The organism is Kribbella sp. NPDC054772, from assembly GCF_053611945.1.
Genome location: NZ_JBSHBJ010000001.1, coordinates 282206 through 308322 on the forward strand (window position 1 = coordinate 282206; position 26117 = coordinate 308322).

Genomic DNA, 26117 nt, shown 5'->3' on the forward strand with positions numbered 1-26117 from the left:
CGGATGACCGCGGTGGGGCCCCTGGACGCGATGTTCCTCGGTGGTGAGACCCGGGAGCAGCCGATGCACGTCGGTGGGCTGATGCTGTTCGAGCTCCCCGAAGGCGCCGGGCGGGACCACGTGTTCCCGGAGATCTCGCGGGATTTCGTTTCCCGGCTGTTCCAGGACCTGGTCGCGGCGCCCGAGGTGAACCCGCTGTTCGCGCGCCGGGTCCGCAACCGGCCCGTCGACCTCGGGTACTGGTCCTGGGAGCAGGACGACGAGATCGACCTCGAGTACCACGTCCGGCTGTCCGCACTGCCCCGCCCCGGCCGATACCGCGAACTGTTCGAGCTCACCAGTCGCCTGCACGGCACCCTCCTGGACCGGCACCGCCCGCTCTGGGAGATGTACCTGATCGAGGGCGTCGAGGGCCGCCGGTTCGCGATCTACAGCAAGATCCACCACTCGATGATCGACGGTGTCACCGCGCTCCGCTGGATGCAGGACACCCTCACCACCGACCCGGACCGGATCGGGATGCCGGCCACCTACGCGCTGCCGCCGAAGGCCACCGAGCCCCGCCCGGGCGCCGGGTGGCTGCCGTCGATGGCGCGGATCCCGGGCGGCGCGATGCGGACGCTCACGGATCTCGCCGGGCTGCCGCTGGCCGGTCTGCAGAGCCTGCTGCACTCGACGATGCCGTTCCAGGCCCCGAAGACGATCTTCAACCAGGGCGTGACCGGCGCCCGGCGGTTCGCGGCGCAGTCCTGGCCGATCGAGCGGCTGGAGAAGGTCCGCGCGATCACCGGCGCGACGCTGAACGACGTCCTGCTGGCGATGTGTTCAGGGGCTCTGCGCAACTATCTGCTCGAGCTGGACGCCCTGCCGGACAAGGCGCTGACGGCGATGGTGCCGGTGTCGCTGCGCGGCCGCGACGACGCGCCGGGCGGGGGCAACTCGCTGTCCACGCTGATCGCCGACCTTGCCACCGACCTCGCTGATCCCGAGCGCCGGATCCGCCGGATCATGGCATCGACCGCGCGGGCCAAGCGTGTACTGTCCGGGCTCAGCCCGCTGCAGAACCTGATCGTCGGCGCGCTCGGCTTCGGCGTGGCCGGACCGGCCGCGGTGCTGCCGGGAGTGGCGGGCCGTACGACGCCGCCGTACAACGTGGTGATCTCGAACGTGCCGGGGCCGACCGAGAGCCCGCTGTACTGGAACCGGTCACGGCTGCTCGGGATGTACCCGGCGAGCATCGTGCTCAACGGGCAGGCGCTGAACATCAGCGTGACGAGCTACGACCAGCAGCTGCACTTCGGGCTGATCGGCTGCCGCCGGACCGTCCCGCACCTGCAACGCATGCTCGGGCACCTCGAGACGTCACTCCTCGAGCTCGAGAACATCCACTGAGCACTACAGCCGGACGATGCCGTTCGGTGTGTTGAACACGGCGGCGACCAGGCCGGGCTGGCCGCTCGGGCCGACCCAGGCGACGTCGAGGTCGTCGAGGAGGTGATCGGCGGGGTGGCCGATCCAGTCGGTGACCCGGACCGGGTCGCCGGCGATCTCCAGCGCGGTGAGCTTCACGTCCTTGCCACCGATCGACGGGTGTTCGGCGAGGTCGTCCCAATGCACGAAGAACGGCAGCTGCGGATCCGCGATCAGGCCCTTGACGCCGATCTGCTGCCAGGTCAGGTTCACCCCGTCCGGCCGGTGCCGGTTGCCCGGGACCGCCTGCCGGCCGAGGCGCTTCTCCATCGCCGGCATGTCGCCGATGGCCACCACCCACCCGAGCCAGCCGCCGCCGAGCTCCTTACGGGCGCGGACCGCCTGGCCGAACGGAGCCTTGTCCGAGGCCGGGTGGTCCAGGACGTCGACGACCTCGATGTACCGGTCGTTGTCCAGCGGCAGGATGTGGTTCACGGTGCCGAACCGCGGGTGCACCCCACCGTCCACGAACTCCGCACCGAGCACCGCGGACAAGCGCTCGACCGTGGCCCGGTAACCGTCCGGCCCGGCGGCGTACGACAGATGATCCAGACGCATGCCTGTCATTCTTGACCCCGCGCCCACGGGCGGCACACCCAGGGGTGTGTCGCGGCTACTTCGACGCCGGGTGCGGCAGCAGCGGACGCGCCGCCTCCAGGTGCTGACGGCACAGGTCCGCGAGCACGTCGTACGCCTTCAGGCCCATCAGGGTCTGCAGTTCCACCTTGCTGGACTCGAAGACCGGCTCGACGGCGATGTGCGCCTCGGTGTTCCCGGTGCAGTACCAGTCCAGGTCGTGTCCACCCGGGCCCCAGCCGCGCCGGTCGTACTCACCGATCCCGACCTCGGTGTACGACGTCCCGTCCGGCCGCTCGACCTCGCGGAACGTCCGGCGGATCGGGAGCTGCCAGCACACGTCCGGCTTGGTCTCGACGAAGTGCACGCCGCGCTTCAGGGCCAGCCCGTGCAGCGCGCAGCCGGCGCCGCCGCTGAAACCCGGGCGGTTCAGGAAGATGCAGGCACCTTCCCAGACGCGGGTCTTGCGCTCACCCTCGTCGTCGGTCTCCACCCAGCCGTTGGCCCGGCCTTCCTTGCGGAACTCCCAGTCCTCCTTGCCGAGCTCCTTGACGTACTTCTTCACCCGCTTCTCGTCGTCGGCGTCGGAGAAGTGCGCGCCGAGCGTGCAGCAGCCGTCGTTCGGACGGCCCTTGTAGATCCCCTGGCAGCCACCACCGAAGATGCAGCTCCAGTTGGAGGTCAGCCAGGTCACGTCGCAGCGGAAGACCTGGTCGGCGTCTTCCGGGTCGACGAACTCGACCCAGGCGCGGGGGAAATCGAGAGAAACCTCAGGCACCTGGAAAGCGTACGCGCCCGAGCCGCACAACCGTGAACGAAGACTCCGGAACGCGCCGCTACTCCTGCCGTCCAGTAGCGTGAGGGTATGCGGCTCGGCGTACTCGACGTGGGATCCAACACCGTCCACCTGCTGGTGGTGGACGCGCATCGTGGTGCCGCGCCCTACCCGGCGTACTCGCACAAGACCGAGCTGCGGCTCGCCGAGCACCTCGACAAGGACGGCAAGATCGCGCAGTCCGGCTCCGACGGGCTGATCGAGTTCATCAAGGAAGCGACCGTGCTGGCCGAGGACAAGGGCTGCGAGTCGGTGCTGGCGTTCGCGACCTCCGCGCTGCGCGAGGCGCCGAACGGCGACAAGGTGCTGGACCGGGTCCGGAAGGAAACCGAGATCGACCTGCAGGTGCTGAGCGGCGAGGACGAGGCCCGGCTGACGTTCCTCGCGGTCCGCCGGTGGTTCGGCTGGTCCTCCGGCCGGCTGGCGGTCTTCGACATAGGAGGCGGCTCGCTGGAGATCGCCGCCGGGTCCGACGAGGAGCCGACGGTCGCGGTCTCGGTGCCGCTCGGCGCCGGCCGGTTGACCCGGGAGGGCCTGACCGCGGATCCGCCGGACAAGGACGAGGTACGGGCGCTGCGCAAGCGGGTCCGGATGGAGATGGCGGCCGTCGCGGGGGGCGTGCTGCGCGCGGGCCGGCCGCAGCGCGCCGTGGCGACCAGCAAGACGTTCCGTTCGCTGGCCCGGATCACCGGTGCGGCGCCTTCGGACGACGGGCCGTACGTCCCTCGCACGTTGGGCCGCGACGATCTGGCCGAATGGATGCCGAAGCTGACCAAGATGTCGGCCGAGGAGCGGGCCGAGCTGCCCGGGGTGTCGGCGGGACGATCGTCCCAGCTGCTCGCCGGTGCGGTCGTCGCGGACGCCGTCCTCGACCTGTTCAACCTGCCCGCGCTCGAGGTCTGCCCGTGGGCGCTCCGCGAGGGTGTCATCCTGTCCCGGCTCGACCAGCTGCAACCCCGGTGAACCAATGAACCCCCGCACGACCGCGAAGATCGGCCTGTCCACCGCCTCCGTCTATCCCGAGTCCACCGCCAGCGGCTTCGAGCTCGCGGCCCGGCTCGGGTACGACGGTGTCGAGGTGATGATCGGGATCGATCCGCTGAGTACCCAGATCGACGCGATCCAGCGGCTGATCGACTACCACCAGCTGCCGGTGCTCGCGATCCACGCGCCGACCCTGCTGATCATGCAACGGGTCTGGGGGACCGACCCGTGGAGCAAGCTCGAGCGCAGCGCCGAGGCCGCGAAGGAGCTCGGGGCCGACGTGGTCGTCGTGCACCCGCCGTTCCGCTGGCAGCGCGACTACGCGCGCGGGTTCGTCGAGGGGGTCGCCCGGCTGGAGGCCGAGACGGGCGTGACGCTGGCGGTCGAGAACATGTACCCGTGGCGCGCGCCCGGCCGCGACCTGCAGGCGTACGCGCCGAGCTGGGACCCGACCGAGCAGACCTACGCGCACACCACGCTCGACCTGTCGCACGCCTCCACCGCGGAGCAGGACTGTGTCGAGCTGGCCGCGACGATGGGCAAGAGCCTCACCCACGTCCACCTCACCGACGGCACCGGCTCCGCGAAGGACGAGCACCTGGTCCCGGGCCGCGGTACCCAGCGCGCGGCCGACCTGCTGGGCAGCCTGGCGAACCAGGACTTCCGCGGCCACATCATCATCGAGATCAACACCCGCCGCGCGACCAGCCGGTCCGAGCGCGAGGTCGACCTGGTCGAGTCGCTGGAGTTCACCCGCAAACACTTTGTCCGGACCAGCTCCCGCAAGACGCCGTTCGCGGTCACGCCGGACGGTGAGATCTCGGAGCTGACTCCGTGACAGCCCCCCGGGCGTCCCGTCGTACGCCGGGCCGTCGCCCCGGTGGACCGGACACCCGGGGAGAGATCGTCGCGGCCGCGCGGGAATCCTTTGCGGACAAGGGATTCGCGGCCACCTCGTTGCGGGCGGTCGCGCGCCAGGCCGGTGTCGACGCGGCGCTGGTGCACCACTACTTCGACAGCAAGGACGAGCTGTTCATCGAGGCGATGGCGATCCCGGTCGACCCGCGCCAGATCGCGGCGTACATCGTTGACGGACCGCGCGAGGAGACCGGTCGGCGGATCGCGAGCGCGTTCCTCGGGGCGTGGGAGTCGCCGGACGGGCAGCAGCGGATGAAGGCGCTGTTCCGCAGCGTGGTGAGCAGTGAAGAGGTGGCCCGGATGATGCGCGAAGGCATCACCCAGATGATCATCCAGCCAGTCGCCCAGGTGCTCGATGTCCCCGACGCGCAGTTGCGGGTCGGCCTCGTCGCGACACAGTTGGTCGGGGCCGCGGTCGTCCGCTACCTGGTCGAGCTCGAGCCGGTCGCGTCGCTCGACGTCGAAACGCTCATCGACCGGTTGGCGCCTGTCCTCCAGCAGCACCTGACCGGCTGATGCAGATCCCGACCGACGGCGAGATCCGCGTCCTGCACAGGGACCATGCGCCGAGCCGGTCCGCGTTCGAACTCGTCTACGAGCACTGTCAGTTGGTGTGCTCGGTGGCTTCGCAGTTCTTCGCCGGCTTGGACATCGACACGGATCTGGTTCGTGCGGGGGCGTTGCTGCACGACATCGGCGTCTACCGGCTGGAATCGACGGCGTACGTCCGACACGGTGTGCTCGGGCACGAGTTGCTGGCGTCGCTCGGCTTCCCGGTCGAGCTGTGCCGGTTCGCGTCCTGTCACACCGGTGTCGGGATCACCCGCGACGACGTCGTACGCCAGTCATTGCCGATCCCGGTCGGCGACTACGTGCCGCGGACGCCGGAGGAGGAACTGGTCATGTACGCCGACAAGTTCCACAGCAAGCGCACTCCGCCGGTGTTCCTCTCCGGTGACACGTACGCCACGGAGGTACGCCGGTTCGGCGTCGACAAGGTACGGCGGTTCGGCGCGCTGCGGACGCGGTACGGCGATCCTGCGCTGGCCGAGCTGAGCGACGCCACCGGGTACGCCGTGATCTGACGGGCTGTTGTCACGGGACGCCGTCCGAGCTAAATTCATCATATGATGAAAACTGCGGTGAGCTGCCGTGGCGTCGTCGTGGTGCGCGGCGACCGGGAGGTCCTGCACGGCGTCGACTTCGACCTCCGGGCCGGGACTGTGACCGGCCTGCTCGGTCCCTCCGGTTGCGGCAAGACGACCTTGATCCGCGCGATCGTCGGGTTGCAGGCCCGGGTGGCCGGTGACGTCTCGGTGCTCGGATCGCCGGCCGGTGCGCCGGGGCTGCGCGGGCGGATCGGGTACGTGACCCAGGAGCCCAGCGTGTACGGCGACCTGACCGTCACCGAGAACCTTCGCTTCTTCGCCGCGGTCCTCGGTGTCGCGGCCTCCGATGTGGATCGGGTGATCGAGGCCGTCGATCTACGGAGTCACGCGGGGACGCGCGTCGACGAACTGTCCGGAGGTGAGCGGTCCCGCGCGTCGCTCGCGGCCGCGCTGCTCGGTGACCCCGAGCTGTTGGTGTTGGACGAACCAACGGTTGGTCTGGATCCGGTCCTGCGCCGCGACCTCTGGGACCTGTTCCACCGGCTCGCTGACGCCGGCGCGACGCTGCTCGTCTCGAGTCACGTGATGGACGAGGCCTCGCGATGCGACCGGCTGTTGTTGATGCGGGACGGCGAACTGCTCGCCGACGACACGCCGCAGGTGCTGCTCGAATCGGCGGGCACGGGCGACATCGAGCAGGCGTTCCTCACCCTGATCGAGCGGAAGGCTGGTGCGCGATGACACCGCGGGTGACGTTTGCGGTCGCCGCTCGGGTGCTCGCCCAGTTGCGGCGGGATCACCGGACGGTGGCGATGCTGATCGTGTTGCCGACGGCCCTGGTCAGCCTGATGTGGTGGATGTTCCACGACTCGCCGACGACGTTCGACCGGATCGGCGGGCCGCTGCTGGCGGTGTTCCCGGCGATCATCATGTTCATCGTCACCTCGGTCGCGACACTGCGCGAGCGGTCCAGCGGCACGCTGTCGCGGCTGTTCACGATGCCGATGGCCAAGCTCGACTTCCTGCTCGGGTACGCCGTCGCGTTCGCGCTGATCGCGGTCGTCCAGGCCCTCGTGGTGGTGTCGATCTCGCTGTACGCCCTGAACCTCGACATCCGGGGCCCGGCCTGGCAGTTGGGTGTCGTCGCGGTCCTCGACGGCATCCTCGGTACGACGCTCGGCCTGTTCGCGAGCGCGTTCGCGTCGACCGAGTTCCAGGCCGTGCAGATGATGCCGGCGGTGATGATCCCGCAACTTCTGCTCTGCGGTCTGTTCGTGCCGCGCGACGAACTTCCCACGGTGCTGCACGCGATCAGCGACGTACTGCCACTGTCCTATGCGGTCGACGCCGTCATCGGGGTTGCCAAGGGCAACGGCTTCGGGAGCGGCACCGGCGGCGACGCACTGGTCGTCGTCGGGTTCATCGTGGCAGCACTCGGACTGGGTGCGGCGACCCTCAAGCGGCGTACCGCCTGAGGGTCGCTCGCGATCACTCGAAGACCTTGACGACCTTTCCGTTCTTGTCGTACGCCGCGACCTTCGGGAACTCCTTCAGCCTGTACTTCGACTGGGTGTACCAGGTGTAGGCGAACCAGCCGCCCTCTCCGACCGGGACCTGATAGACCGGTCCCTTCCCGATCCGCAGCCGGACCGTCTGGCCCGCCTTCGACTCCACGCGGCCCCAGCCGGTCGACGACCACGTCGTACAGATCCCGTTCGTGCAGCCGCCGCCACCACCGCCGCCGGTGTACATGTCCGCCCGAGCCGATTTGTCGGCGGGGTCGAGCACCGGATCGGCACCGCTGAGGTTGGTCAGGGTCGCGAACGTCGTGGTCCGCGCGAACTGGGACCAGTCGTCCCTGTCCGCCATCAGTTGGCACGACACGACCTTGTGCCCGGACGGGGAGATCGCGACCACGATCGCCTGCCCGAGTGTCTTCGACTCGTCGGAGGCCACCACCTGCCAGCCGGTCAGGTCGATCCAGGCGATCACCGAACAGTTCCGCAGCTTGTCCGGGATGCTCTTCGGCACCGGGTCCTTCGCCGCGGCAGCGACCAACTCCGCCGACGGCTTGTCGCCACCGGGGACGATGCACTCCGCGCGCTGCTCGCCGATCTTGATGTCGTAGATCGCCAGGTGACCCGCCCGGATCGTGCCGCGGCCCTGCAGCTTCCGCTTCTGGTTCGGGTACCTCAGGGCGCAGCGGCGCTGGGCCTCGTCCATCGAGACCCGCTGGTCGGCGGCCGCCTCGCCGCGGGGGACACCCGGCACCGGGCCGAACTGCGAGTTGCCGGCGACTTCCACCTGCTCGTTCGTGGACCTGAGATTCGGCAGCAGGCTCGCCGTGATCGCGATCGCCGCCACACCGACGACCGCTCCGCCCGCGCCGAACAGCTTCCGGCGGCGCCGGCCCTTGCGGCCGCGCTCGAGGACCTGGGCGGTGTCGAAGGGCTCGTCTGTCCCGGACTCGGCCAGCCGGTGGAGCTCGGCGCTGACCTCACGTACGTCTTCCATCTCGTTCTCCTTCACAGCACCTGGCTCGCACGCCGTCGATCGATGGCCCGTCGGAGAGTGTCGAGACCCCGCGCCGCCTGACTCTTCACGGTGCCTTCCGAACAGCCGAGGATCTCCGCGGTCTGCTCGATGGACAGGTCCTCGTAGTACCGCAGCACCACACACGCCCGCTGCCGCGGACCGAGCGACCGGAGCGCCTCCAGTACCTCGTCCCGCTCGGCGTACCCGCTCGCGAAGTCCTCCAGATCGACCTGATCCGGTACGTCGGCGATCGCCACCTCCCGCCGCCACGGACGCCGCCGCCCGTCGTACGCCGTGTTCACCACGATCCGGCGGGCATACGCGAACGGGTTCCCTGCCCGGCGTACCTTCGGCCAGGCCAGATACAGCTTGTACAGCGCGTCCTGGACCACGTCGTCAGCCCGATGCCGGTCACCCGCCACCAGAAACGCGGTCCGCCGCAAGGCCGCCCCGGCCTCCTCGACGAACTCGACAAACTCCCGGTCCCGCTCCGCCATCCGCCCCTCCACTCTCCATCTCCCCCTCAAGACGAAAAGCCCAAGCCCCCAGGTTGCACCTGCCTGCGGTCCAGCGCGTTTGAGGGGCCGCCCCCGCGAGCGGGGGGTTGCCCCCTGGGATTTCAAGGGGGCAACCCACCATCTGAGGGGCCGGCCCCTCAAACGCGCTCGGAGCGAGGCGCGGCACGAGCCGGCGGTTCAGATCCGGCGACCGAAGGCGTCGAGCAAGCGGGTCAGGACTGGGCTGTCCGCCGGCAGCTCCGGACTTGCACCGTCACCGAAGGTGCCCATGGCCCGCATCTCGTCCACATGCGGCTCGACCATTGCCCACAACCCGTCCACCACCGCCGCGTCGAGCGCCGGATCCTGCTCCGTGCCAACCGCGACGTCCCATCCGTGCACCACCAGTTCACCGAGCCGGAAGCGCAGGAACGTCGCGAAGGAGATGTCGCCACTCGGATGATGCAGGGCTCGAACCCTGTCAGCCGATGCAAAAGCCGCAAGCTGCCGAGCGCAGGAGTCCACCACAGCCGTCCGCGCGTCGGCACCGAGCTGATCGCCGTCCAGACCCGCCGTCGCCTCAGCCGCCGAAGCCCCGGCCAACAGCCGCACAGCAAACACGTTGCCGGCGACCACGTGGTCGAGCACGTCTCGCACATTCAACCCAGCAGGCGTCAGCCGGCTCCAGTCCGACGTACCAACCCCGTCTGTCAGCCCAGCGAGCCGCTCCCCGGCCGGCGCAAGCAACCCGATCCCCAAGTCGTCTCCCACAGCCACATCCAACACGGCACGTCGCCTTGAACTCCACCAATTAGCAGGCGCCGGCGCCGTATCGCGAGGCTGGTGGCGCGGGTGGCTGGCGCGCTGTTGGGGCGCTGGCGGGCTACAGCACGTCAGCCGACGCACAAGCCGCCAGCCGCCGCCATCAGCCTGACAAGTGGGCGACGTTGTGCCAGGCGGGGTCTGGTTCGACGGTGATGGTGACTTTGCCGTGGGGCCAGCCGGTGGTGGCGGCTTGGAGTTGGGCGTCGGCGGGGGTGGTGCCGTCGGTGTAGTAGTGCAGGATGCGGGTGCCGGCGGAGGTTTCGTGGGCGAGGAGGTTTCCGGAGCCACCCAAACGATCGGTGAGGTGGTCTTCGAAGGCTCGTAGTTCGTCGAGCATCTCGGATTCGGGGAGACCGTCGTCGCGCACCTTCGGGTAGCTGATCGACACCGCGACGTGGGTGTCGAGGTGCGGCCGCCGGATCGAGCGCAGGGGGTACTCCGCGGTCGCGATCACCCGTTGACCGTCGCGCGTACCCTCCAGCATCTTCCACGCGGGGCTGCCGTCGTCCAGCGTGTGCTCGGCCGCGAACCCCGCCACCACCGGCAGCAGTTCACCAATAGGTACGGCGTCCGACGGCACCGCGGCCAACGTGTCGATCGCCCCGACCCACGTCTCCACCATCTCCTCGCCGAGCACCAGGTCGAGGATCAGGAACGTCACCCGCCGCTGCGCATCGACCGACAGCGATTCGAAGACCGGATGGTGTACGCCGACGTGGACCGAGGCCGAGTCGGGTTCGATGGACACCACGGACTCGTCGATCGCGACCGGCGGCAGCCCGTCGAACTGGATCGTCACCGCGGGACCCGGGCGGCGCAGGTCGGCGTACTCCCAGAGCTGGTCGGAGGAGGGGGCGGCGCGCAGCCAGCGGCGGGCGACGGCGCGTTGCGCGGGGTTTCCGGCGGCGGTGACGATCAGGACGTGCTCGGCGAGCAGTCCGGGGCCGAGCTCCCACTCCAGGTCCGGGTGGATCCGGGCGATCCGTTCGTTCAGCTCCACGTTGGCGTCGGCCGGCTGCCGCTGGGCGACGGCGTGCGCGAGGCTCGCGGCACCGGTCGTGGACCACCAGGACCAGAACGCGCCGATCGGATCGGCGTCCACCACGATCCGCTTGCGACGCTTGAAGATGGGCATGAGCGCATCCTCTAACAACCAGGGGTGCGACCATCGCACCCAGTGAACGAACCAGTGACCGGGCTGGTGTGGTCCCGGCCACAGGATTAGGGAGCGCTCGGTTCAGGCGCGTAACCTGCTGACACCACTGGCAAATGGGTGGGTTGATGAGGAGGAACACGTAGTGCTTCGGCGAGTCCTGCTGGGCATGTCCCGCAGCCCCCAGATCAAGAAAGCCGTGTCGTCGCTGCCGGTGTCCAGTGGCATCGTGGCACGGTTCGTGGCCGGTGAGACCGCTCCGGAGGCCGTGCTGGCCACCGAGAAGCTGGTCAGCAACGGGCTGAACGTCACCCTCGACCACCTCGGTGAGGACGTCACCGACCTGGCCGCGGCGACCGCGACCGCCGACGCGTACCTCGACCTGCTGAAGAAGCTCTCCGCAGCCGGTCTCACCAAGAACGCCGAGGTCTCGGTGAAGCTCTCGGCCGTCGGCCAGGCGCTCCCGGGCGACGGCGAGAAGATCGCGCTGGAGAACGCCCGGACCATCTGTCTGGCCGCCCGCAACGCCGGGACGACGGTGACCCTCGACATGGAGGACCACACCACGACCGACTCCACGCTCGGGATCCTGCGCGAGCTGCGCCAGGACTTCCCCGAGACCGGTGCGGTCCTGCAGGCGTACCTCCGCCGTACCGAGGCCGACTGCCGCGACCTCGCGCACGCGGGCTCCCGGGTCCGGCTCTGCAAGGGCGCGTACAAGGAGCCGGAGTCGGTCGCGTTCCAGGAGAAGCGCCAGGTCGACAAGGCGTACGTCCGGGCGATGAAGGTCCTGATGAACGGCGCCGGCTTCCCGATGATCGCGTCGCACGACCCGCGGCTGATCTCGATCGCGGGCGCGCTCGCGGACCGCGCGAACCGGCAGCCGGGCAGCTTCGAGTACCAGATGCTCTTCGGCATCCGCCCCGAGGAGCAGTTGCGGCTGTCCGGCCTCGGTCACACGATGCGCGTCTACATCCCGTACGGCGAGGACTGGTACGGCTATCTGGTACGTCGCCTCGCCGAGCGTCCCGCCAACCTGCAGTTCTTCGCGCGCTCGCTGATCAGCAAGAAGTAGTCACTAGCACGGCCAGCCGTAGCCGGTGCCGTACCACTGGCTCCAGGCTCCCCAGTTCCGGGTCACGCCGTCCTTCAGTTCGTACATCCGGAACCGGACGCACTTGCCTTCCCGGTGGTCGTAGTTGCAGTAACCCCAGCCCTCGGACGACGGAAGCGCCTGGCAGTAGCGGTTCTTGCCGTAGTTCGTCTGTACCTGTGCCACCGGGGCCCAGCCGTTGGTCAACCCGTCGAAGACCCACTGGTTGTCGCCGACCCACTTGAAGCAGGTCGAGCCGATCGAGTACCCGGCGAACCGGCAGGTGTCGTAGTCCGGTGCACCGGAGGCCTTCGTCGCCTTCAGCGGATGGGTCTCGGTCGCGTCGGCGGCGACGACGTCGTCGGTGTCGGTATCGGCGTCCGACTCGTCCGCGGCGACGATGCTGCTGGTCGCGGGCGGCTGGGCAGCGGTGGCCTGGGTCAGTCCGGCGGCGAGCGGGAGCAGACCGACGGCGAGAGCGAGGGTACGGCGAAGGCGCATGGGCGGATCCTTCTCGGTCCGAAGGGGCGGGGAGGAGAGCCTATGTCCCGGCTGGTGGGCAGTGGGACCAGGATCTGAGCAGTTCGTCAGTACTCTGTGGGCATGAGTGCAAAGGTGGCCGTCCTCGGGGCCGGTGTGATGGGGGAGACGTTGTTGTCCGGGCTGATTCGGGCCGGGCGGCGACCGGAAGACCTCCTGATCACGGAGCGCCGGGGGGAGCGTGCCACCGAGCTGCGTGAGCGGTACGGCGTCGACGTGGTGTCCAACCTGGACGCGGCGAAGCAGGCGGACACCCTCGTCCTGGTGGTGAAGCCGCAGGACATGCCGGACCTGCTGGCCGAGATCGCGCCGGCCGTGCAGCCGACCCAGACCGTGGTCTCGCTGGCCGCCGGGATCACCACCGGGTTCGTCGAGTCCCGGCTGCCCGAGGGCGTCGCCGTCGTCCGGGTGATGCCGAACACGCCTGCCCTGGTCGACGAGGGGATGGCGGCGATCTCGCGTGGCGCGCACTGCGACGAGAGCCACCTGGAGCTGGCCGAGAGCCTGCTGGCCGCGACCGGCCGGGTCATCCGCGTGCCGGAGAAGCAGCAGGACGCGGTGACCGCGATCTCCGGTTCCGGACCGGCGTACCTGTTCTTCGTTGTGGAGGCGATGATCGAGGCCGGTGTCCACATGGGCCTGCCGCGCAGTACGGCGACCGACCTCGTCGTGCAGACCGTCGTCGGTTCGGCGAAGCTGCTGCGCGAGACCGGCGAACACCCGACGGTATTGCGGGAGCGCGTCACGTCCCCCGGCGGTACGACGGCCGCCGCCGTCCGCGAACTCGAGGACCACAAGGTCCGCGCCGCCTTCCTGTCCGCGATCGAAGCCGCCCGCAACCGGTCACGAGACCTGGCCGCCGAGTAACACCTCTCTCACAGCTGGCGTTAAGGTAAAGCCCCCAGGTTTTCCTGCCATGTTCGAGGGATGATTCCGCCGATGGGTAAAGGTTCGGTCGAGCCGGACACCGCGCCTGCGCAGCAGCAGGACATGCCGCAGCAGGGGATGTCGCCGCAGCAGGAGATCCCGCAGCTGCCGTGGCGGGTGCCGCTGGATCCTGCGCCGTGGTGGGCGTGGACCCTGTTCGTGCTGCCGTTCGTTGCCGTGCCCGCGTTGAACTCGTGGCTGTGGATGGGCGCCCGCGACATGCTCGCGGTCGGCCTGCTGACGATCATCGGCGCGTCGGTCGTGCGCGTCGCCGGTGGTGTCGTGCTGTATCGGGTCGACCTGTTCCCGAGCGGTCTGAAGGCGCGGACCAGCATGCTGGTCCGGAGCCTCGCCTGGCAGGACGTCGGGAAGCTCGAGATCGGCGACGACAACGTGGTTCTGACCCGCGGTCCCGACGAGCACGAGATCAACGGCATCCCGGAGGGCCGCACCGCCGAGGTCGCCGCGGTCATGGAGGTACTGCGCGAGCGGGCCCTGTCCGCCCCGGTCCAACGACACCGCCCGCGCCCCGGCCTCGGCACCCTGTTCGTCCTCCTCTACGTCGTCCTCTCGATCGGCGCTTTCCTCCTCCGCTGGCACATCGTCATCTGACCCACGGCCCCTCACCAGTGATCCGGTCGACGGACACCCGGACGATCGTCGCGCCCGCGTAGACGGCTTCGTTGCCGAACGGGAACTCGTCCCGACCGAGATACTTCTTCGTCAACCGATCCATCAACGCCTTGTACTGCTGCGGAGTCCCGGGACCTTCGAGCGTCACCGTGCCCCGCAGCACGAGGTACTGCGTCAGTCCGCGCGGACTCACCTGGTCGTCCTGCACGACCACGGTCACCCGCGGATCGCGGCGCAGGTTGCGGGTCTTGCGATGCCTCTCCTCGACCCCGATCAACAGCTCGTCGCCGTCGCGCCCGACCCACACCATCGAGGCGTGCGGCGACCCGTCCGGGTCGATGGTGATCAGCGTGACGTCCTTGGGCTCGTCGAAGAGCCGGTGGGTGCTCTCGGGAAGTCTGTTCATGCAGCAGACGCTAGGCAGCGCCGTGGGAACCTCTGGGTACCCTGACCGCTGTGTACGGTGCGGAACCTGGTGACGTCTTCCTGGCCGACTGCCCCGCTCGCCTCGCGGTCGAGGTGATCGCGGACAAGTGGGCCGTCGTCGTGCTGTGGGGTCTCAACGACCACGCCCGACGGCACTCGGAGCTGATCGAGCTGATCGGCGGGATCTCGAAGAAGGTCCTCACCCAGACGCTCCGCCGCCTGCAGACCAACGGTCTGGTCGCCCGCACCGACCACGGCGGCGTCCCACCACGCGTCGAATACGAGCTGACCGAACTCGGCCGAACCCTGATGGTCCCGGTCCGATTGCTCACAGAGTGGGCGGAGGAGAACGGCGACGCGGTGCTCGCGGCGCAGGAGGGAGGATGACCGCATGGACTTTTCTTTGTGGCCTGCGGCATCCAGGGACTGGGCGGACGTGCTCGAAGGGGCGGAGTACGCCGAGCGGACCGGGTGGCACGGGGTCTGGATCGCTGATCACTTCATGCAGAACGGGGACGACCTGTCCGTTCCCGTCAACGAATGTCTCGCGCTGATCGCCGGCGTCGTCGCGCGGACCGAGCGCGTGCGGGTCGGTTCGATGGTGCTCGGCAACACCTACCGGCATCCGGCGGTGGTCGCGAACCAGGCCGCGACGATCGACCAGATGGCGAACGGACGGTTCGTGCTCGGCATCGGCGCCGGCTGGCAGGTCAACGAGCACGAGGTGTACGGCATCGAGCTCCCGCCGGTGCGCGAGCGCCTGGCCCGGTTCGAGGAAGCCTGTCAGGTGATCACGGGCCTGCTCACCCAGGACCGCACGACCTTCGACGGCACGTACTACCAGCTGACCGACGCACCCTGCGAGCCGAAGCCGGCCAAGCTCCCGATCCTGATCGGCGCCGCCGGCGAGAAGGTTGCCCTCGGCATCGTCGCGAAGTACGCCGACGAGTGGAACCACTGGGGCCGCCCGGACCTCGCGGCGCAGAAGGGCGCGGTGTTCGCCGAGCACTGCGCGCGGATCGGCCGCGACCCGAAGACGGTACGCCGTTCCGCGCAGGCGATGATCGAGGTCGTCGTACCGGGGGACACCGAGGCGGCCGAGCGGAAGCAACGGCTGGAGAGCCGCGGGGCGCACGTGATCATGGGATCGGCACAGGAAGTGCTCGACGTCGTCGCGCAGTACCCCGACGCCGGGATCGACGAACTGCTCGTGCCGGACTCACAACTCGGTGACGGCAATCGGCGGTTCGACGCGTTGGAGCGGCTCCGGGAAGAAGTTCTGGAGAAAATCTGACCCCGGTGTCGGATCGGTCCGGTGCCGTTCGTGGGGTAGGTGAACGCGGACCAGCAGGTCCGCCCGATGAAGGAGCAGGCGTGGCCGAGTACATCATCTACTTCAACCAGCAGTGGGTGGGTGACCACACCGAGGAGTGGTTCGCCGGCCGCAGTCCGCTCGTCCGGGTGGTGCTGGACGAGCTGAAGGAGGCCGGTGCGTACGTCTTCGCCGGGGGACTGGTCGAGGACGGGCCGATCTACGCCGCCGACCCGACCAGCGGCACCGTGTTGCTGACCGACGGTCCGTACGTCGAGACCAAGGAGTACCTGGGCGGGTTCACCGTGGTGAGCGTGCCCGACGACGAGACCGCCAAGAAGTGGGCGGCCAAGGTCGCGGAGGCCTGCGGCTGGCCGCAGGAGGTTCGGCAGGTCAGGTAGTCGGCCGCGCCGTCGCGGCTACTGAAGCTCCAGTGTCGCGACCACAGGCCAGTGGTCGCTGGGCACTCGTCCGTCGGGACGGAAGTGCGAGACGGCCGCGTCGGTCACGGTCCACGTCGGGGTGACGAGGATGTGGTCGATGCGGTCGTCGTCGACGGCGCCGGTGAAGTCGTGCCAGCTGCCGCCGGCCTCGGTCGGTACGGCGAGCCGCAGGCCCGCGTCGACGAGGGTCTTGAGCGGCGGGGAGTCGGGTGTCGCGTTCAGGTCACCCATCACGATCCACGGCAGCGATCCGCCGATCCAGCGGGCGAGCAGCCGCGAGGACTGCAGCTGTGCGACCTCGCCGGCGTGGTCGTAGTGCGTGTTCACGACGCCGACCGTCGTACCGTCGCGGTGCCGCAGCCAGACCAGCGTCGCGACCCGGGTCAGGTCGGCGTCCCATCCGATCGACCCCGGCGTCCCCGGGTCGTCGGACAGCCACCGGGTCTCGAAACGTTCGATCCGCCACTCGCCCGGCCGGACCATGACGGCGGCGTGCTCGCCGGCGCTCATCCCGTCCTCCCGGCCGGCGCCGACGATCTCGTGCTTCGGGAACCGCCAGCGCAGGTACTCGAGCTGGTCGGGCAGCACTTCCTGCAGCCCGACCACGTCGGCGTCCAGGTGCTCGATCGCCGCCACCGCCGCTTTCCTCCGGACCGGCCAGGCGTTGTCGCCGTCGGGTGCGGACGAGTTGCGAATGTTGAACGTGGCGGCGCGAATCTTCATGGTGCTGATCCTGCCAAACCCATGGCTCGGGCCGCAGCCTGGAGTCGGGGCGCGCTCGCGTCGAGCGCTCGGTCCCGGCCCTGGGCGAGCAGCTGATCGATCGCGCCGGGATCGGTCGTCAACCGCGCGTACTCCTTCTGCAGCGGCTCGATGACGGTGAGAACCGCGTCCGCGACGTCCTGCTTCAGAGCGCCGTACGACGAGTACGCGGGCGCGAGCTGCACCGGGTCGCCGTCCGTGCACGCGGCCAGGATCTCCAGCAGGTTGGTGACGCCGGGCTTGTTCGCCTCGTCGTGCCGGACCTCGTTCTCGGAGTCGGTGACGGCCCGCATGATCTGCCGGCGGATCACGTCCGGCGGGTCCAGCAGCCGGATCGTGCCGATCGCGTCGTCGGCGTCGGACTTGCTCATCTTCGCGGTCGGGTTCGCCAGGTCCTTGATCCGCATGGCCAGCGCCGCCTTCGCGAGCTGCGGTACGACGAACGTCTCGCCGTACTCGCGGTTGAACCGGATCGCGATGTCGCGGGCCAGCTCGACGTGCTGGTCCTGATCGCCGCCGACGGGGACCCGCTCGGCGCCGTACAGCAGGATGTCCGCGGCCATCAGGCACGGGTACGTGAACAGCGAGGCCCGTGTCATCGGCCGGCCGTTGCCCTTCTCCTTGTACTGGATCATCCGCGACAGCTCACCGACGTACGACGTGCACTCGAGCAGATACGCGAGCTGCGCGTGCGTGGGTACGTCGGACTGGACGAAGACCGTGCCCTCGGGGACACCGGCCGCGAGCATCAGCGTCGCGAACTCGCGGGTCAGGGCGGCGAGTCTTCGGGGATCGTGCTTGGTCGTCATCGCGTGCAGGTTCGCGACGAAGTAGAACCCGTCGGGGTCGGTGAACCGGCGCAGGGCGCCGAGGTGGTTGCCGAGCGTCAGCCGGCCGGACGGGGTGATGCCGGAAAGCGAGGTCATGATCGATGCCCTTTCGGTGTAGGGAGCCCCACCGAGGGCATCAAAAAAGGCCGCCTCGGCGAGGCGGCCTCTTGGATGCGTGCGAACACGCCGGGTGGACCGCCCTAGGCGGCCCACCACAGCTGCAAGTATGTGTTCACGCCGTCAGCGTATCACTGGGTGAGCGACTGAACGATCAGCTCGTTACGGGCGTCCTGACCGAGCGGAACCGACGGGTGCACACCGTCGCGCAGGTAGTTCGCCAGCCGGTACGGCTTGACCCAGAGCCACTCGGCCCAGCGGATCACCTTCAGGTTCGGGTGCCGCTCCTGGGCGTCGTACAGCTGCATGTTGAGCCACGAGCTGTTGCGCTGGTCGGCGAGTTGCACGGTTGCTGTCACGGCCTTGCGGACGACCTGGAGGTTGACCCAGTAGACCGTCCGGTTCTTGCCCGCGATGCTCATCGCCCGGTCGACCTGGGCGGCGAACTTCGGCGGGTCGAAGATGTCGTTCGACCCGCTGGCCATCAGAATCCGCCGCGGCAGGCCGTACGCCGACGCCCACTGCTGCAGCGCGTCGACGGCGCCGGAGGTGGGCCGGCTGGACCAGTTGTTGACGGCCATCTGGCTGCCGTCGCGGCCCAGCAGCCGGGTCGCCAGCGACTTCCCGTCCTGGACCGAGATGCTGTCGCCGAACATGTAGACACCGCTGGTCGCGACCACCCGGTGGATCTGCGTAGTGGTCGAGATGGCCCGGGTGGTGTTCGTCCAGGAGCCGAGAACGCCGGAGCCGTACGGTCCGGGCGACGCGACCGTCGCCGAAGCGAATTCGGTGGTCGCGGACGCGGTCTGGGAGACGGCCAGGCCGGCGGCTGCTGCCGCTCCGGCCGTGACGAGCTGCCGTCGGTTCGGTTTGAAGAGCCTCACCGGGAGAACTGTAGGGCGCGGTGGGGGACTTGCAAGTCCGGATCTCGGTCTGTATCTCACTGTCTGCAGTCGGCGCTCCGCGGATTCGGCGGTTTCGTCGGCATAATTCCGCAAATCTTGTAACGCTTTGCAGTCCGCTGCCGATTAATCGACTGTTGGAACCAGTCACGGGCCGGCGCGACCACGGAGGGGTGTCGCGCCGCCCTTCCACTGGGTCACGAGCGCGTCGTCGCGAGCGCGCGTCGTCAGGCGCGCGTCACCAGGTCCTCGATCAGTGGCCCGGCGACGGCCATCAGCTCCTCGGGCGTGGCGTCCAGCCCGTCCAGCTTCACCAGGTGCCGGGAGATGACCAGCCCGAGGGTCAGCGCGCCGATCACGCCGGAGCGCATCACGGCGTCCTCGCCAGGCAGTTGCGCCGCGACCTGACGCTGCTGCGCGGTCATCGCCGTACGGACTTCTTCGGCTGCCTCCGGGTGGCTGAACATCGCGCGCAGGGCGGCGAGCGCGGCGGTCGGTTCGTCGGCGAGTTTCGCGGTCAGGGCGGCGACGAGCTGTTCGGCGATCTGATCCGGCGAGCCCTCGATCGGTCCGTCTGCCGGGACCGCGGCTGCCTGCGCGAACAGCTTCTCCTTGGAGCCGAAGTACCGCATCACCAGCCCGGGGTCGCTGTCGGCCGCGGTCGCGATCGCGCGGATCGTGGTCCGGTCGAACCCGTGCTCGCCGAACAGTTGCCGCGCGGCGGCCAGGATCCGCGCCTCGGTCCGTTGCCGTTGCTCCACCCGTGTCGTCACGAAGTTCAGTCTACGCATGTTGACTCAGGAGCTCGGTCGGGTCTACGGTTTCAGTCAACACTTGTAGACTGAAAATGAGGTACTCCGATGATCCAGGCGATCCTGCTGACCTTCCTGGCCGGGCTGTGGGGGGCCAACGGCATCCCGCACTTCGTCCAGGGCATCACCGGGCGCGAGTTCCCGAACGTGACCGGCAACTCCGCCACCAACAACGCGCTCGGCGGGCTGGCGGCGTTCCTGATCGCGGGCGTGCTGCTCGCCGTCGCCCACCCCGGCGGCCATCCGCGGGCGGCGCTGATCGCCGGCGCGGTGGGTGTCGTCGCGATGACGATCTTCCATGCGCGCCGCGGCGCCTACTGGCTGAGCGCCAGGTTCGGGAAGCCGATCCCGGAGGTCTGACGGCTAAGGTCAGGGACATGAGTGGTGAGGCGTTGCTGGTCTTCGACGACGGATTGACCGCGTACGACTTCGGCCGTGGCCACCCGATGAGTCCGATCCGGGTGGAGCTGACGATCAAGCTGGCCCGCGCCCTGGGGGTGCTCGACGAGCTCAAGGTGGTCCCGGCGCCGATCGCGGACGACGCGCTGCTCGAAACCGTGCACACCCCCGAGTACATCGCCGCCGTGAAGCGCGCGGGCGAACAGCCGGACGACGCCGACCCGATCCACGGTCTCGGGACCACCGACACGTACTGCTTCTCGGGGATGCACGAGGCCACGGCGCGCATCGTCGGCGCCAGCGTCGAGGCGGCGCGTGCGGTCTGGGAGGGCGACGTACTGCACGCGGCGAACGTCTCCGGCGGGCTGCACCACGCGATGCCCAACCAGGCCAGCGGTTTCTGCGTCTACAACGATCCGGCGATCGCGATCCAGTGGTTGCTCGACCATGGTGCGGACCGGGTCGCGTACGTCGACGTCGACGTGCACCACGGGGACGGCGTACAGACCGTGTTCTACGACGACCCGCGGGTCCTCACGGTCAGCCTGCACGAGTCGCCGACCACACTCTTTCCCGGCACCGGGAGCGCCGGCGAGACCGGCGGCCCGAACGCCGAGGGTACGGCGGTCAACGTCGCACTGCCGCCCGGGACCGGGGACGCGGGCTGGCTGCGCGCGTTCCATGCGGTCGTCCCGGACGTGGTGAAGGCATTTCGGCCGCAGGTGCTGGTCACGCAGCACGGGTGCGACTCGCACGTCGAGGATCCGCTGGCCCACCTGACGAAGACGATCGACGGGCAGCGGGCGGCGTACCTCGCCTTGCACGAGCTCGCGCACGAGCTGACCGACGGGAAGTGGATCGCGACCGGCGGTGGCGGGTACGCGATCGTCGACGTCGTACCGCGGGCCTGGACGCATCTGCTGGCGATCGTCGCCGGGCACCCGATCGACCCGCTGACTCCGGTACCGGAGGCGTGGCGCGAGGAGGTCCAGATGCGGTTCGGCCGAGTTGCGCCGGTGCGGATGACCGACGGCCGGGACGCGGCGTACGTCGACTGGTCCAGCGGCTACAACCCCGATACCTGGCTCGACCGCGCGATCAAGGCGACACGCGACGCCAGCTTCCCTCTTTTAGGTATCGATCCTAGTTATTGAGTCACAGAAGTCCCCCTCTTTCCCATTCGTACCAACAGCCACTACGCTCGTTCCATGCGCGGACGGAGGTGCCGGAGGGGAAGCCGGCGCACGATCCGTGCTGGAAGTGCGGTGCGCAATGGCATCAAAGAAGTCCGGTGGTGAGCAGCCGCTCGCCGAGGTGAAGTTCCTGACCGTGGCGGAAGTCGCCACGGCCATGCGCGTGTCCAAGATGACGGTGTACCGCTTGGTGCACTCCGGTGAGCTGCCCGCGGTGCGGGTGGGTCGTTCGTTCCGGGTCTCGGAGGAAGCCGTGCACGACTACCTCAAGGGCGCCTACTTTCAGGCCGGATAACAACGAGAGGCGAAGGGGCCGGATCCGTCAGGAACCGGCCCCTTCGTCATGCCCCGGGGCGGTTGAGTTCTCGGAGGGCCTTGGCTGCCTGCTCGACGGTCTCCTCCGGCAGGCCGGCCCACAGCTCGTGGTGAGCGGCTGAGCTCGCCTTCACCGCCTGCTCGGCGAGGCTGATCCCCTCCGGCGTCAACCGGATCTGCGTGCCCCGCCCGTCGTCCGGATCCGGCTCGCGGACCACGAGCCCCCGCCGTACCAGCCCGTTCGTCACGTTGCTGGTGCCGCCGGACGACAGCAGCAGGTTCCGGCTCAGATCCGACGGCTTCTGCCGGTACGGCGCTCCGCCGCGCCGCAACGAGACGATCACGTCGAACTCCGCCGTGGTCAGCCCGAGCTCGCGCAGCACCCGCCGCGTGGTCTCGTTCAGCTCGCCGGCCAGTGTCATGATCCGCTTCGTCAGCTCGCTGCTCGGATACAGCACTTCGGGCAGTTCCTGTCCCCAGGAAGCGATCAGCCGGTCCACCGCGTCGTCGGTCACGGTTGACATCCTAGATTCCTTTGATGATAGCTTTCACAAAAGCTTTCTAGTGAGGGAGATTGCTCCATGTTGCTGCTCCAGGGTGGGACCGTGATCGACACCGCTCCCGAGGTGGTCGTCCGCCGGAACACCGACGTACTGATCGACGGCGGGCGGATCGCGGCGGTCGGGACCGGACTGCGGGCCGACGCCGAGGTGATCGACGCGCGGGACCGGATCGTGCTCCCGGGGTTCGTCGACACCCACCGGCACCTCTGGCAGACCGCGCTCCGCGGCCTCGCGGTCGATGCGGATCTCGGCGTGTACTTCGAGCGCGTCCTCGGAACCTACGGAACACGTTTTCGCGCGGAAGACGTTGCTGCGGGCAACCTTGTCGGCGCGTTGGAGTGCCTTGACGCCGGGATCACCACGGTGCAGGACTACTCCCACGTGCAGCGCACGCCCGAGCACGCCGACGCGGCGCTGGACGCGTTGCAGCGCAGCGGGATCCGGGCCGTCTTCGGGTACGGTCCTTCGCCGTTGAGCGGCGGTGCCGTGGACGCGCGGGAGATGCGGCGGATCATGGACCGGCGGTCGGAGCGTCTCGAGTTGGCGGTGGCGGCGATCGGGCCGTCTTACGCGCCGTTCGAGACGGTGCAGGCGGACTGGGAGCTGGCGAATGCGCTCGACGTCCCGGTGGTTGTGCACATCAGCAGCAGCTCGGACACACCCGATCCGATCACGCGGTTGCGCGATGCCGGGTTGGCGCGGCGGAACACGCTGTACGTGCACGGAAACAACTTGCCGGACTCCGAGTTGAAGGTGATCGCCGAGACCGGGGCGGCGGTCTCGACCACGCCGACGGTCGAGGCACGGATGCAGATGGGGGAGCCGCTCGCCGGCCGGCTTCGTGCGGCCGGGGTCGATTTCAGCCTCGGTATCGATGTCGTGACCACGGCCGGCGGGGACATGTTCCGGGCGATGCACGAGGTACTTTCGCTCGGCCATACAGCGTTTTCCGCCGCCGAGGTGCTGCAGTTGGCGACTGTCGGAGGAGCTCAGGCGCTGGGGCTGACCGATGTTGGGTCGCTGGCCGTTGGCAACCAGGCTGACGTCGTGCTGTTGCGCGGCACCGACGTCAACCTGGTGGGTGGGATGCATGATCCGGTTGCGACCGTGGTGACCTCGGCACACCCGGGCAACGTCGACACGGTCCTGGTCGGGGGTATGCCGGTGAAGCGAGACGGCCGGCTGGTCAGTACGTCGTTGCCCGCCGCGCTCGCGGCACTCGCCGAGTCCACGTCGTACCTCACCGCTTGAGGAGGGTCCGGATCGCAGTGGTGATTTCGCTGGGAGCTTCCTCGGCCATGAAGTGGCCGGCGGTGGTGGTCTGGTGCTGGAGGTCGGTGGCCCACGCCTTCCACCGGGCAGCCGCGTCGAAGCCGAGGGCGGCGCCCCAGTCCTGCTGGATCACCGTCAACGGCATCCGCAGCTTGTTGCCCCGGGCAAGATCCTTCTGGTCGTGGGTGACGTCAACGGTCGCCGACGCCCGGTAGTCCGCGACGATCGACGGTACGGCGCGTCGGCAGGCGGCGAGGTATTCCGCCCGTACGTCGGCGGGGATCGCCTCCGGATCGTTGGCCCACAGGTCGAGGAAGTAGCCGAAGAACTCGTCCGAGCTCGCCGCGATCATCCGCTCCGGCAACCCGGCCGGCTGTGCCATCAGATAGAGGTGGAAACCCACGGCCGCGCTGGTCCCGTGCATCACCTCCCACATGTCGAGGGTCGGCAGTACGTCGAGGCACATCAGATGCTTGATTACGTCCGGGTGGTCGAGACCGGCTCGGAACGCGACGAGCGCGCCCCGATCGTGACCGACCAGTGCGAACGTGGAGTGCCCGAGCTCGCGCGCCACGGCGACGGCGTCGGCCGCCATGGTCCGCTTCGAGTAGTCGTCGAGCGGCTTGGCACTGTCGCCGTACCCACGCAGGTCCGGGCAGATAACGGTGTGGTCGGCGGCCAGGTCCGTGGCGACGTGCCGCCACATCAGGTGGGTCTGCGGGAAGCCGTGCAGCAGCACAATCGGCGTACCGGAGCCGCCGACGGCGACGTTCGACGTCACACCGTTCGCTCGGATCTGGTGATGGTCGAATCCGTTGATCTTCATGCGAATCAGCCTGGCGGAGCGCGATGAGCGTTCGATGAGCACGCTACGGTGACCACGTGGAGTTCGGTGTGCTCGGGCCGGTGGTGGCCTGGGACGGTCAACCGGTCGACCTGAGGGGCCCGCGGCACCGCGCGGTCCTGGCCCGGTTGATCGTGGCGCGCGGGCGCGTCGTACCGGCGAGAGTGCTGGTCGACGACCTGTGGGCCGATCCGCCCGACGGTGCGCTGAGCGCGTTGCGGACCTTCGTGGCAGCGCTGCGGCGGGCGATCGAGCCGGATCGGGCGCCGCGGGCACCGGCGCGGTTGCTGATCACGTCGGGTCCTGGTTATGCCCTGCGGACCGAGGCCGTCGATGCGTGGCGGTTCGAGCAGACGGTGACCTCGTCGTCGTTGCCGGAGTTGCAGCGCGGGTTGGCTTTGTGGCGCGGGCCGGCGTACGCGGAGTTCGCCGACGAAGGGTGGGCGCTGGCGGAGCGTTCGCGGTTGACCGAGCTGCGGTTGCGGGCGGTGGAGCGAGTCGCGGAGGCGCGGCTCGCGGCTGGACTCGCGGCCGAGGCCGTGCCGGAGCTCGACGCGCACGTGACGGAGCACCCGTGGCGTGAGGACGCGTGGCGGCTGCTCGCGCTGGCGCTGTACCGGAGCGATCGGCAGGGCGACGCTCTCGCCGTACTGCGTCGTGCTCGGGAGACCCTGGTGGGTCAGCTCGGTGTCGACCCTGGCGCGGGGCTCAGCCGGTTGGAGAACGACATCCTCAACCAGGCCACGCATCTCACCCCGTTGGGGACCGTTTGGTCCGAGACCGCTGCGGCGTACGACCGGGCCGTCGGTGGCACGCGGGCGCGGATCGAATCCACCGTCGGCCTGCTCCGCAACCTCGCGGTCACCGGCGGCGGTGGGCTCGAGGAGGCGCGTCGGCACCGGCTCGCCGCCGTGACGGCCGCGGAGGAACTCGGCGATCCCGACCTCACCGCGCGCGTCATCGGGGCGTACGACGTACCGGCGATCTGGACGCGGTCGGACGACGAGACGCAGGCGGCCGCGATCGTGGCGGCCGCCGAACGGGTGCTGCCGACGCAGGACCACCCAAGTATCCGCGCCCGCCTGCTCGCGACGATCGCGCTCGAGTCCCGCGGTTCGCGCGCACCCCGCGCTCGCGAGGCGGCGCTCGAGGCCGAGCAGCTCGCCCGCGGTCTCGACGACCCGGCGCTGCTGGCGTTCACGCTGAACGGCGTCTTCCTGCAGACCTGTCACCGCGCCGGCCTCGCCTCTGAACGCGACGCCATCGGCGCCGAGCTCGTCACCCTCTCGCAGCGCCACAACCTCTTCACCTACGAGGTTCTGGGCCATCTGATCCGGCTGCAGTCCGCCTGTGCACACGCCGATCACGCGGCCGCCGACGAGCACGCCGCGGCCGCCGACGCACTCGCGGCGCGACACGAACTCCCACTCGTCGCGGTCTTCACCCGCTGGTACGCCGCTCTGCGCGAAGACACTCCGGATTCCTACCGCGCTGCAGCTTCGACGCTCGACGGGGCGGGAATGCCCGGTCTGAGCGCCGGTCTCCTCCCGCTCGCGCTGGCCGCGCACGCCGTACGGCACAACCAGCCGATCCCCGAGGCCGACTACGGCCCGCATGCGCCCTGGGTGCAGGGTTCGCCGGATCCGCCGCCCGGTCTGCTGCTCGAGGCGCACTGGGCGCTGACCGCGCACGCGGCCCGCCGATCGGGTGATCGTGAGCTGTTGAAGAAAGCGCAGGAAGCGCTGGCACCTGCCGCAGACGAGCACGCGGCCGGCAGCGGCCTCCTCACCCTCGGCCCGATCGCCGACTACCTGAGCTAACTGTCGCTCGGG

Annotated in this window: 32 protein-coding genes; 18 read left to right on the top strand and 14 right to left on the bottom strand. The window is 69.3% G+C overall.

Going from position 1 to position 26117, the window contains the following annotated elements; translation table 11 throughout:
* The first annotated feature begins 3 nt into the window (after positions 1-3).
* Positions 4-1392 (top strand): WS/DGAT/MGAT family O-acyltransferase, encoded by a 1389-nt coding sequence (locus ACWGID_RS01425; protein ID WP_452193330.1) that lies wholly within the window; start codon positions 4-6, stop codon positions 1390-1392.
* Positions 1393-1395: 3 nt separating this feature from the next.
* On the opposite strand, the gene ACWGID_RS01430 is transcribed toward ACWGID_RS01425, so the two are convergent.
* On the bottom strand, positions 1396-2028 hold the full coding sequence (locus tag ACWGID_RS01430; RefSeq protein WP_452193332.1) for a VOC family protein: 633 nt from the start codon (positions 2026-2028) through the stop codon (positions 1396-1398).
* Between the two features lie 55 nt (positions 2029-2083).
* Positions 2084-2824, bottom strand: coding sequence for a hypothetical protein (locus ACWGID_RS01435; protein WP_452193333.1), 741 nt, complete (start codon positions 2822-2824; stop codon positions 2084-2086).
* Positions 2825-2911: 87 nt separating this feature from the next.
* On the opposite strand from ACWGID_RS01435, the gene ACWGID_RS01440 reads away from it, so the two are divergent.
* Genes ACWGID_RS01440 through ACWGID_RS01465 form a run of 6 tightly spaced genes read left to right on the top strand, consistent with a single transcriptional unit; the run spans position 2912 to position 7367 of the window.
* Complete coding sequence (locus ACWGID_RS01440) at positions 2912-3844, top strand: Ppx/GppA phosphatase family protein (RefSeq protein ID WP_452193334.1); 933 nt, start codon at positions 2912-2914, stop codon at positions 3842-3844.
* A 4-nt stretch (positions 3845-3848) separates the two neighbouring features.
* The gene (locus tag ACWGID_RS01445) at positions 3849-4703 is read left to right on the top strand and encodes a sugar phosphate isomerase/epimerase family protein (RefSeq protein ID WP_452193335.1); all 855 of its coding nucleotides are present in this window, start codon (positions 3849-3851) and stop codon (positions 4701-4703) included.
* On the top strand, positions 4700-5299 hold the full coding sequence (locus ACWGID_RS01450; protein ID WP_452193337.1) for a TetR/AcrR family transcriptional regulator: 600 nt from the start codon (positions 4700-4702) through the stop codon (positions 5297-5299). The genes ACWGID_RS01445 and ACWGID_RS01450 overlap by 4 nt, the downstream gene beginning before the upstream one ends.
* Positions 5299-5868, top strand: coding sequence for an HDIG domain-containing metalloprotein (locus tag ACWGID_RS01455; protein ID WP_452193338.1), 570 nt, complete (start codon positions 5299-5301; stop codon positions 5866-5868). The genes ACWGID_RS01450 and ACWGID_RS01455 overlap by 1 nt, the downstream gene beginning before the upstream one ends.
* 42 nt (positions 5869-5910) lie before the next feature.
* Positions 5911-6633 carry an ABC transporter ATP-binding protein gene (locus ACWGID_RS01460; protein ID WP_452193340.1) on the top strand — a complete coding sequence of 241 codons (723 nt, stop codon included), beginning with the start codon at positions 5911-5913 and terminating at the stop codon, positions 6631-6633.
* The gene (locus ACWGID_RS01465) at positions 6630-7367 is read left to right on the top strand and encodes an ABC transporter permease (RefSeq protein ID WP_452193342.1); all 738 of its coding nucleotides are present in this window, start codon (positions 6630-6632) and stop codon (positions 7365-7367) included. The genes ACWGID_RS01460 and ACWGID_RS01465 overlap by 4 nt, the downstream gene beginning before the upstream one ends.
* 13 nt (positions 7368-7380) lie before the next feature.
* Here the strand turns inward: ACWGID_RS01465 and ACWGID_RS01470 are convergent, their stop codons facing one another.
* The 4 genes from ACWGID_RS01470 to ACWGID_RS01485 form a co-directional block, all read right to left on the bottom strand.
* Complete coding sequence (locus tag ACWGID_RS01470) at positions 7381-8406, bottom strand: hypothetical protein (protein ID WP_452193344.1); 1026 nt, start codon at positions 8404-8406, stop codon at positions 7381-7383.
* Positions 8407-8417: 11 nt separating this feature from the next.
* Positions 8418-8924, bottom strand: coding sequence for a SigE family RNA polymerase sigma factor (locus tag ACWGID_RS01475; RefSeq protein ID WP_452193345.1), 507 nt, complete (start codon positions 8922-8924; stop codon positions 8418-8420).
* A gap of 198 nt (positions 8925-9122) precedes the next feature.
* Positions 9123-9695, bottom strand: coding sequence for a TIGR03086 family metal-binding protein (locus tag ACWGID_RS01480; protein WP_452193347.1), 573 nt, complete (start codon positions 9693-9695; stop codon positions 9123-9125).
* Positions 9696-9849: 154 nt separating this feature from the next.
* Complete coding sequence (locus ACWGID_RS01485) at positions 9850-10884, bottom strand: DUF695 domain-containing protein (protein ID WP_452193349.1); 1035 nt, start codon at positions 10882-10884, stop codon at positions 9850-9852.
* Positions 10885-11047: 163 nt separating this feature from the next.
* Here ACWGID_RS01485 and ACWGID_RS01490 point away from each other — a divergent pair, with 163 nt between their 5' ends.
* Positions 11048-11977 (top strand): proline dehydrogenase family protein, encoded by a 930-nt coding sequence (locus ACWGID_RS01490; RefSeq protein WP_452193351.1) that lies wholly within the window; start codon positions 11048-11050, stop codon positions 11975-11977.
* 3 nt (positions 11978-11980) lie between these two features.
* On the opposite strand, the gene ACWGID_RS01495 is transcribed toward ACWGID_RS01490, so the two are convergent.
* Positions 11981-12496 carry a hypothetical protein gene (locus ACWGID_RS01495; RefSeq protein ID WP_452193353.1) on the bottom strand — a complete coding sequence of 172 codons (516 nt, stop codon included), beginning with the start codon at positions 12494-12496 and terminating at the stop codon, positions 11981-11983.
* A 102-nt stretch (positions 12497-12598) separates the two neighbouring features.
* On the opposite strand from ACWGID_RS01495, the gene proC reads away from it, so the two are divergent.
* Both proC and ACWGID_RS01505 read left to right on the top strand, forming a co-directional pair.
* A complete protein-coding gene (gene proC / locus ACWGID_RS01500; protein ID WP_452193355.1) occupies positions 12599-13402 on the top strand; it encodes a pyrroline-5-carboxylate reductase in 804 nt (267 codons plus the stop codon).
* A 72-nt stretch (positions 13403-13474) separates the two neighbouring features.
* Positions 13475-14074 carry a hypothetical protein gene (locus ACWGID_RS01505; protein WP_452193357.1) on the top strand — a complete coding sequence of 200 codons (600 nt, stop codon included), beginning with the start codon at positions 13475-13477 and terminating at the stop codon, positions 14072-14074.
* On the opposite strand, the gene ACWGID_RS01510 is transcribed toward ACWGID_RS01505, so the two are convergent.
* Positions 14067-14501: a TIGR03618 family F420-dependent PPOX class oxidoreductase gene (locus ACWGID_RS01510; RefSeq protein ID WP_452193359.1), complete on the bottom strand. Its 435-nt coding sequence runs from the start codon at positions 14499-14501 to the stop codon at positions 14067-14069. The two genes, ACWGID_RS01505 and ACWGID_RS01510, sit on opposite strands and share 8 nt — an antisense overlap.
* Positions 14502-14551: 50 nt before the next feature.
* On the opposite strand from ACWGID_RS01510, the gene ACWGID_RS01515 reads away from it, so the two are divergent.
* The 3 genes from ACWGID_RS01515 (at position 14552) to ACWGID_RS01525 (ending at position 16234) form a co-directional block, all read left to right on the top strand.
* A complete protein-coding gene (locus tag ACWGID_RS01515) occupies positions 14552-14908 on the top strand; it encodes a winged helix-turn-helix transcriptional regulator (RefSeq protein ID WP_452193361.1) in 357 nt (118 codons plus the stop codon).
* A gap of 4 nt (positions 14909-14912) precedes the next feature.
* Positions 14913-15815, top strand: coding sequence for a TIGR03560 family F420-dependent LLM class oxidoreductase (locus tag ACWGID_RS01520; protein WP_452193363.1), 903 nt, complete (start codon positions 14913-14915; stop codon positions 15813-15815).
* A gap of 80 nt (positions 15816-15895) precedes the next feature.
* Positions 15896-16234: a YciI family protein gene (locus tag ACWGID_RS01525; protein ID WP_452193365.1), complete on the top strand. Its 339-nt coding sequence runs from the start codon at positions 15896-15898 to the stop codon at positions 16232-16234.
* Positions 16235-16252: 18 nt separating this feature from the next.
* Here the strand turns inward: ACWGID_RS01525 and ACWGID_RS01530 are convergent, their stop codons facing one another.
* The 4 genes from ACWGID_RS01530 to ACWGID_RS01545 form a co-directional block, all read right to left on the bottom strand.
* On the bottom strand, positions 16253-16999 hold the full coding sequence (locus ACWGID_RS01530) for an endonuclease/exonuclease/phosphatase family protein (RefSeq protein WP_452193367.1): 747 nt from the start codon (positions 16997-16999) through the stop codon (positions 16253-16255).
* Positions 16996-17964 (bottom strand): tryptophan--tRNA ligase, encoded by a 969-nt coding sequence (gene trpS, locus ACWGID_RS01535; protein ID WP_452193369.1) that lies wholly within the window; start codon positions 17962-17964, stop codon positions 16996-16998. The genes ACWGID_RS01530 and trpS overlap by 4 nt, the downstream gene beginning before the upstream one ends.
* A gap of 152 nt (positions 17965-18116) precedes the next feature.
* On the bottom strand, positions 18117-18869 hold the full coding sequence (locus ACWGID_RS01540; protein WP_452193371.1) for a hypothetical protein: 753 nt from the start codon (positions 18867-18869) through the stop codon (positions 18117-18119).
* A 245-nt stretch (positions 18870-19114) separates the two neighbouring features.
* Positions 19115-19660: a TetR/AcrR family transcriptional regulator gene (locus ACWGID_RS01545; RefSeq protein ID WP_452193373.1), complete on the bottom strand. Its 546-nt coding sequence runs from the start codon at positions 19658-19660 to the stop codon at positions 19115-19117.
* A gap of 87 nt (positions 19661-19747) precedes the next feature.
* Between ACWGID_RS01545 and ACWGID_RS01550 the strand changes: the two genes are divergently transcribed.
* From ACWGID_RS01550 to ACWGID_RS01560, 3 genes are all read left to right on the top strand, one after another.
* A complete protein-coding gene (locus tag ACWGID_RS01550) occupies positions 19748-20059 on the top strand; it encodes a hypothetical protein (protein WP_452193374.1) in 312 nt (103 codons plus the stop codon).
* Between the two features lie 17 nt (positions 20060-20076).
* Entirely contained in the window at positions 20077-21252 is a 1176-nt protein-coding gene (locus ACWGID_RS01555) for an acetoin utilization protein AcuC (RefSeq protein ID WP_452193376.1), read from the top strand.
* A 118-nt stretch (positions 21253-21370) separates the two neighbouring features.
* Complete coding sequence (locus tag ACWGID_RS01560; RefSeq protein ID WP_387770531.1) at positions 21371-21586, top strand: helix-turn-helix domain-containing protein; 216 nt, start codon at positions 21371-21373, stop codon at positions 21584-21586.
* A gap of 46 nt (positions 21587-21632) precedes the next feature.
* Here the strand turns inward: ACWGID_RS01560 and ACWGID_RS01565 are convergent, their stop codons facing one another.
* Positions 21633-22130 carry a MarR family winged helix-turn-helix transcriptional regulator gene (locus tag ACWGID_RS01565; protein ID WP_452193379.1) on the bottom strand — a complete coding sequence of 166 codons (498 nt, stop codon included), beginning with the start codon at positions 22128-22130 and terminating at the stop codon, positions 21633-21635.
* A 57-nt stretch (positions 22131-22187) separates the two neighbouring features.
* On the opposite strand from ACWGID_RS01565, the gene ACWGID_RS01570 reads away from it, so the two are divergent.
* Entirely contained in the window at positions 22188-23420 is a 1233-nt protein-coding gene (locus ACWGID_RS01570) for an amidohydrolase family protein (protein ID WP_452193381.1), read from the top strand.
* On the opposite strand, the gene ACWGID_RS01575 is transcribed toward ACWGID_RS01570, so the two are convergent.
* Complete coding sequence (locus ACWGID_RS01575) at positions 23410-24267, bottom strand: alpha/beta fold hydrolase (protein ID WP_452193383.1); 858 nt, start codon at positions 24265-24267, stop codon at positions 23410-23412. The two genes, ACWGID_RS01570 and ACWGID_RS01575, sit on opposite strands and share 11 nt — an antisense overlap.
* Positions 24268-24323: 56 nt before the next feature.
* Here ACWGID_RS01575 and ACWGID_RS01580 point away from each other — a divergent pair, with 56 nt between their 5' ends.
* On the top strand, positions 24324-26105 hold the full coding sequence (locus tag ACWGID_RS01580; RefSeq protein WP_452193384.1) for an AfsR/SARP family transcriptional regulator: 1782 nt from the start codon (positions 24324-24326) through the stop codon (positions 26103-26105).
* Positions 26106-26117: the final 12 nt, after the last annotated feature.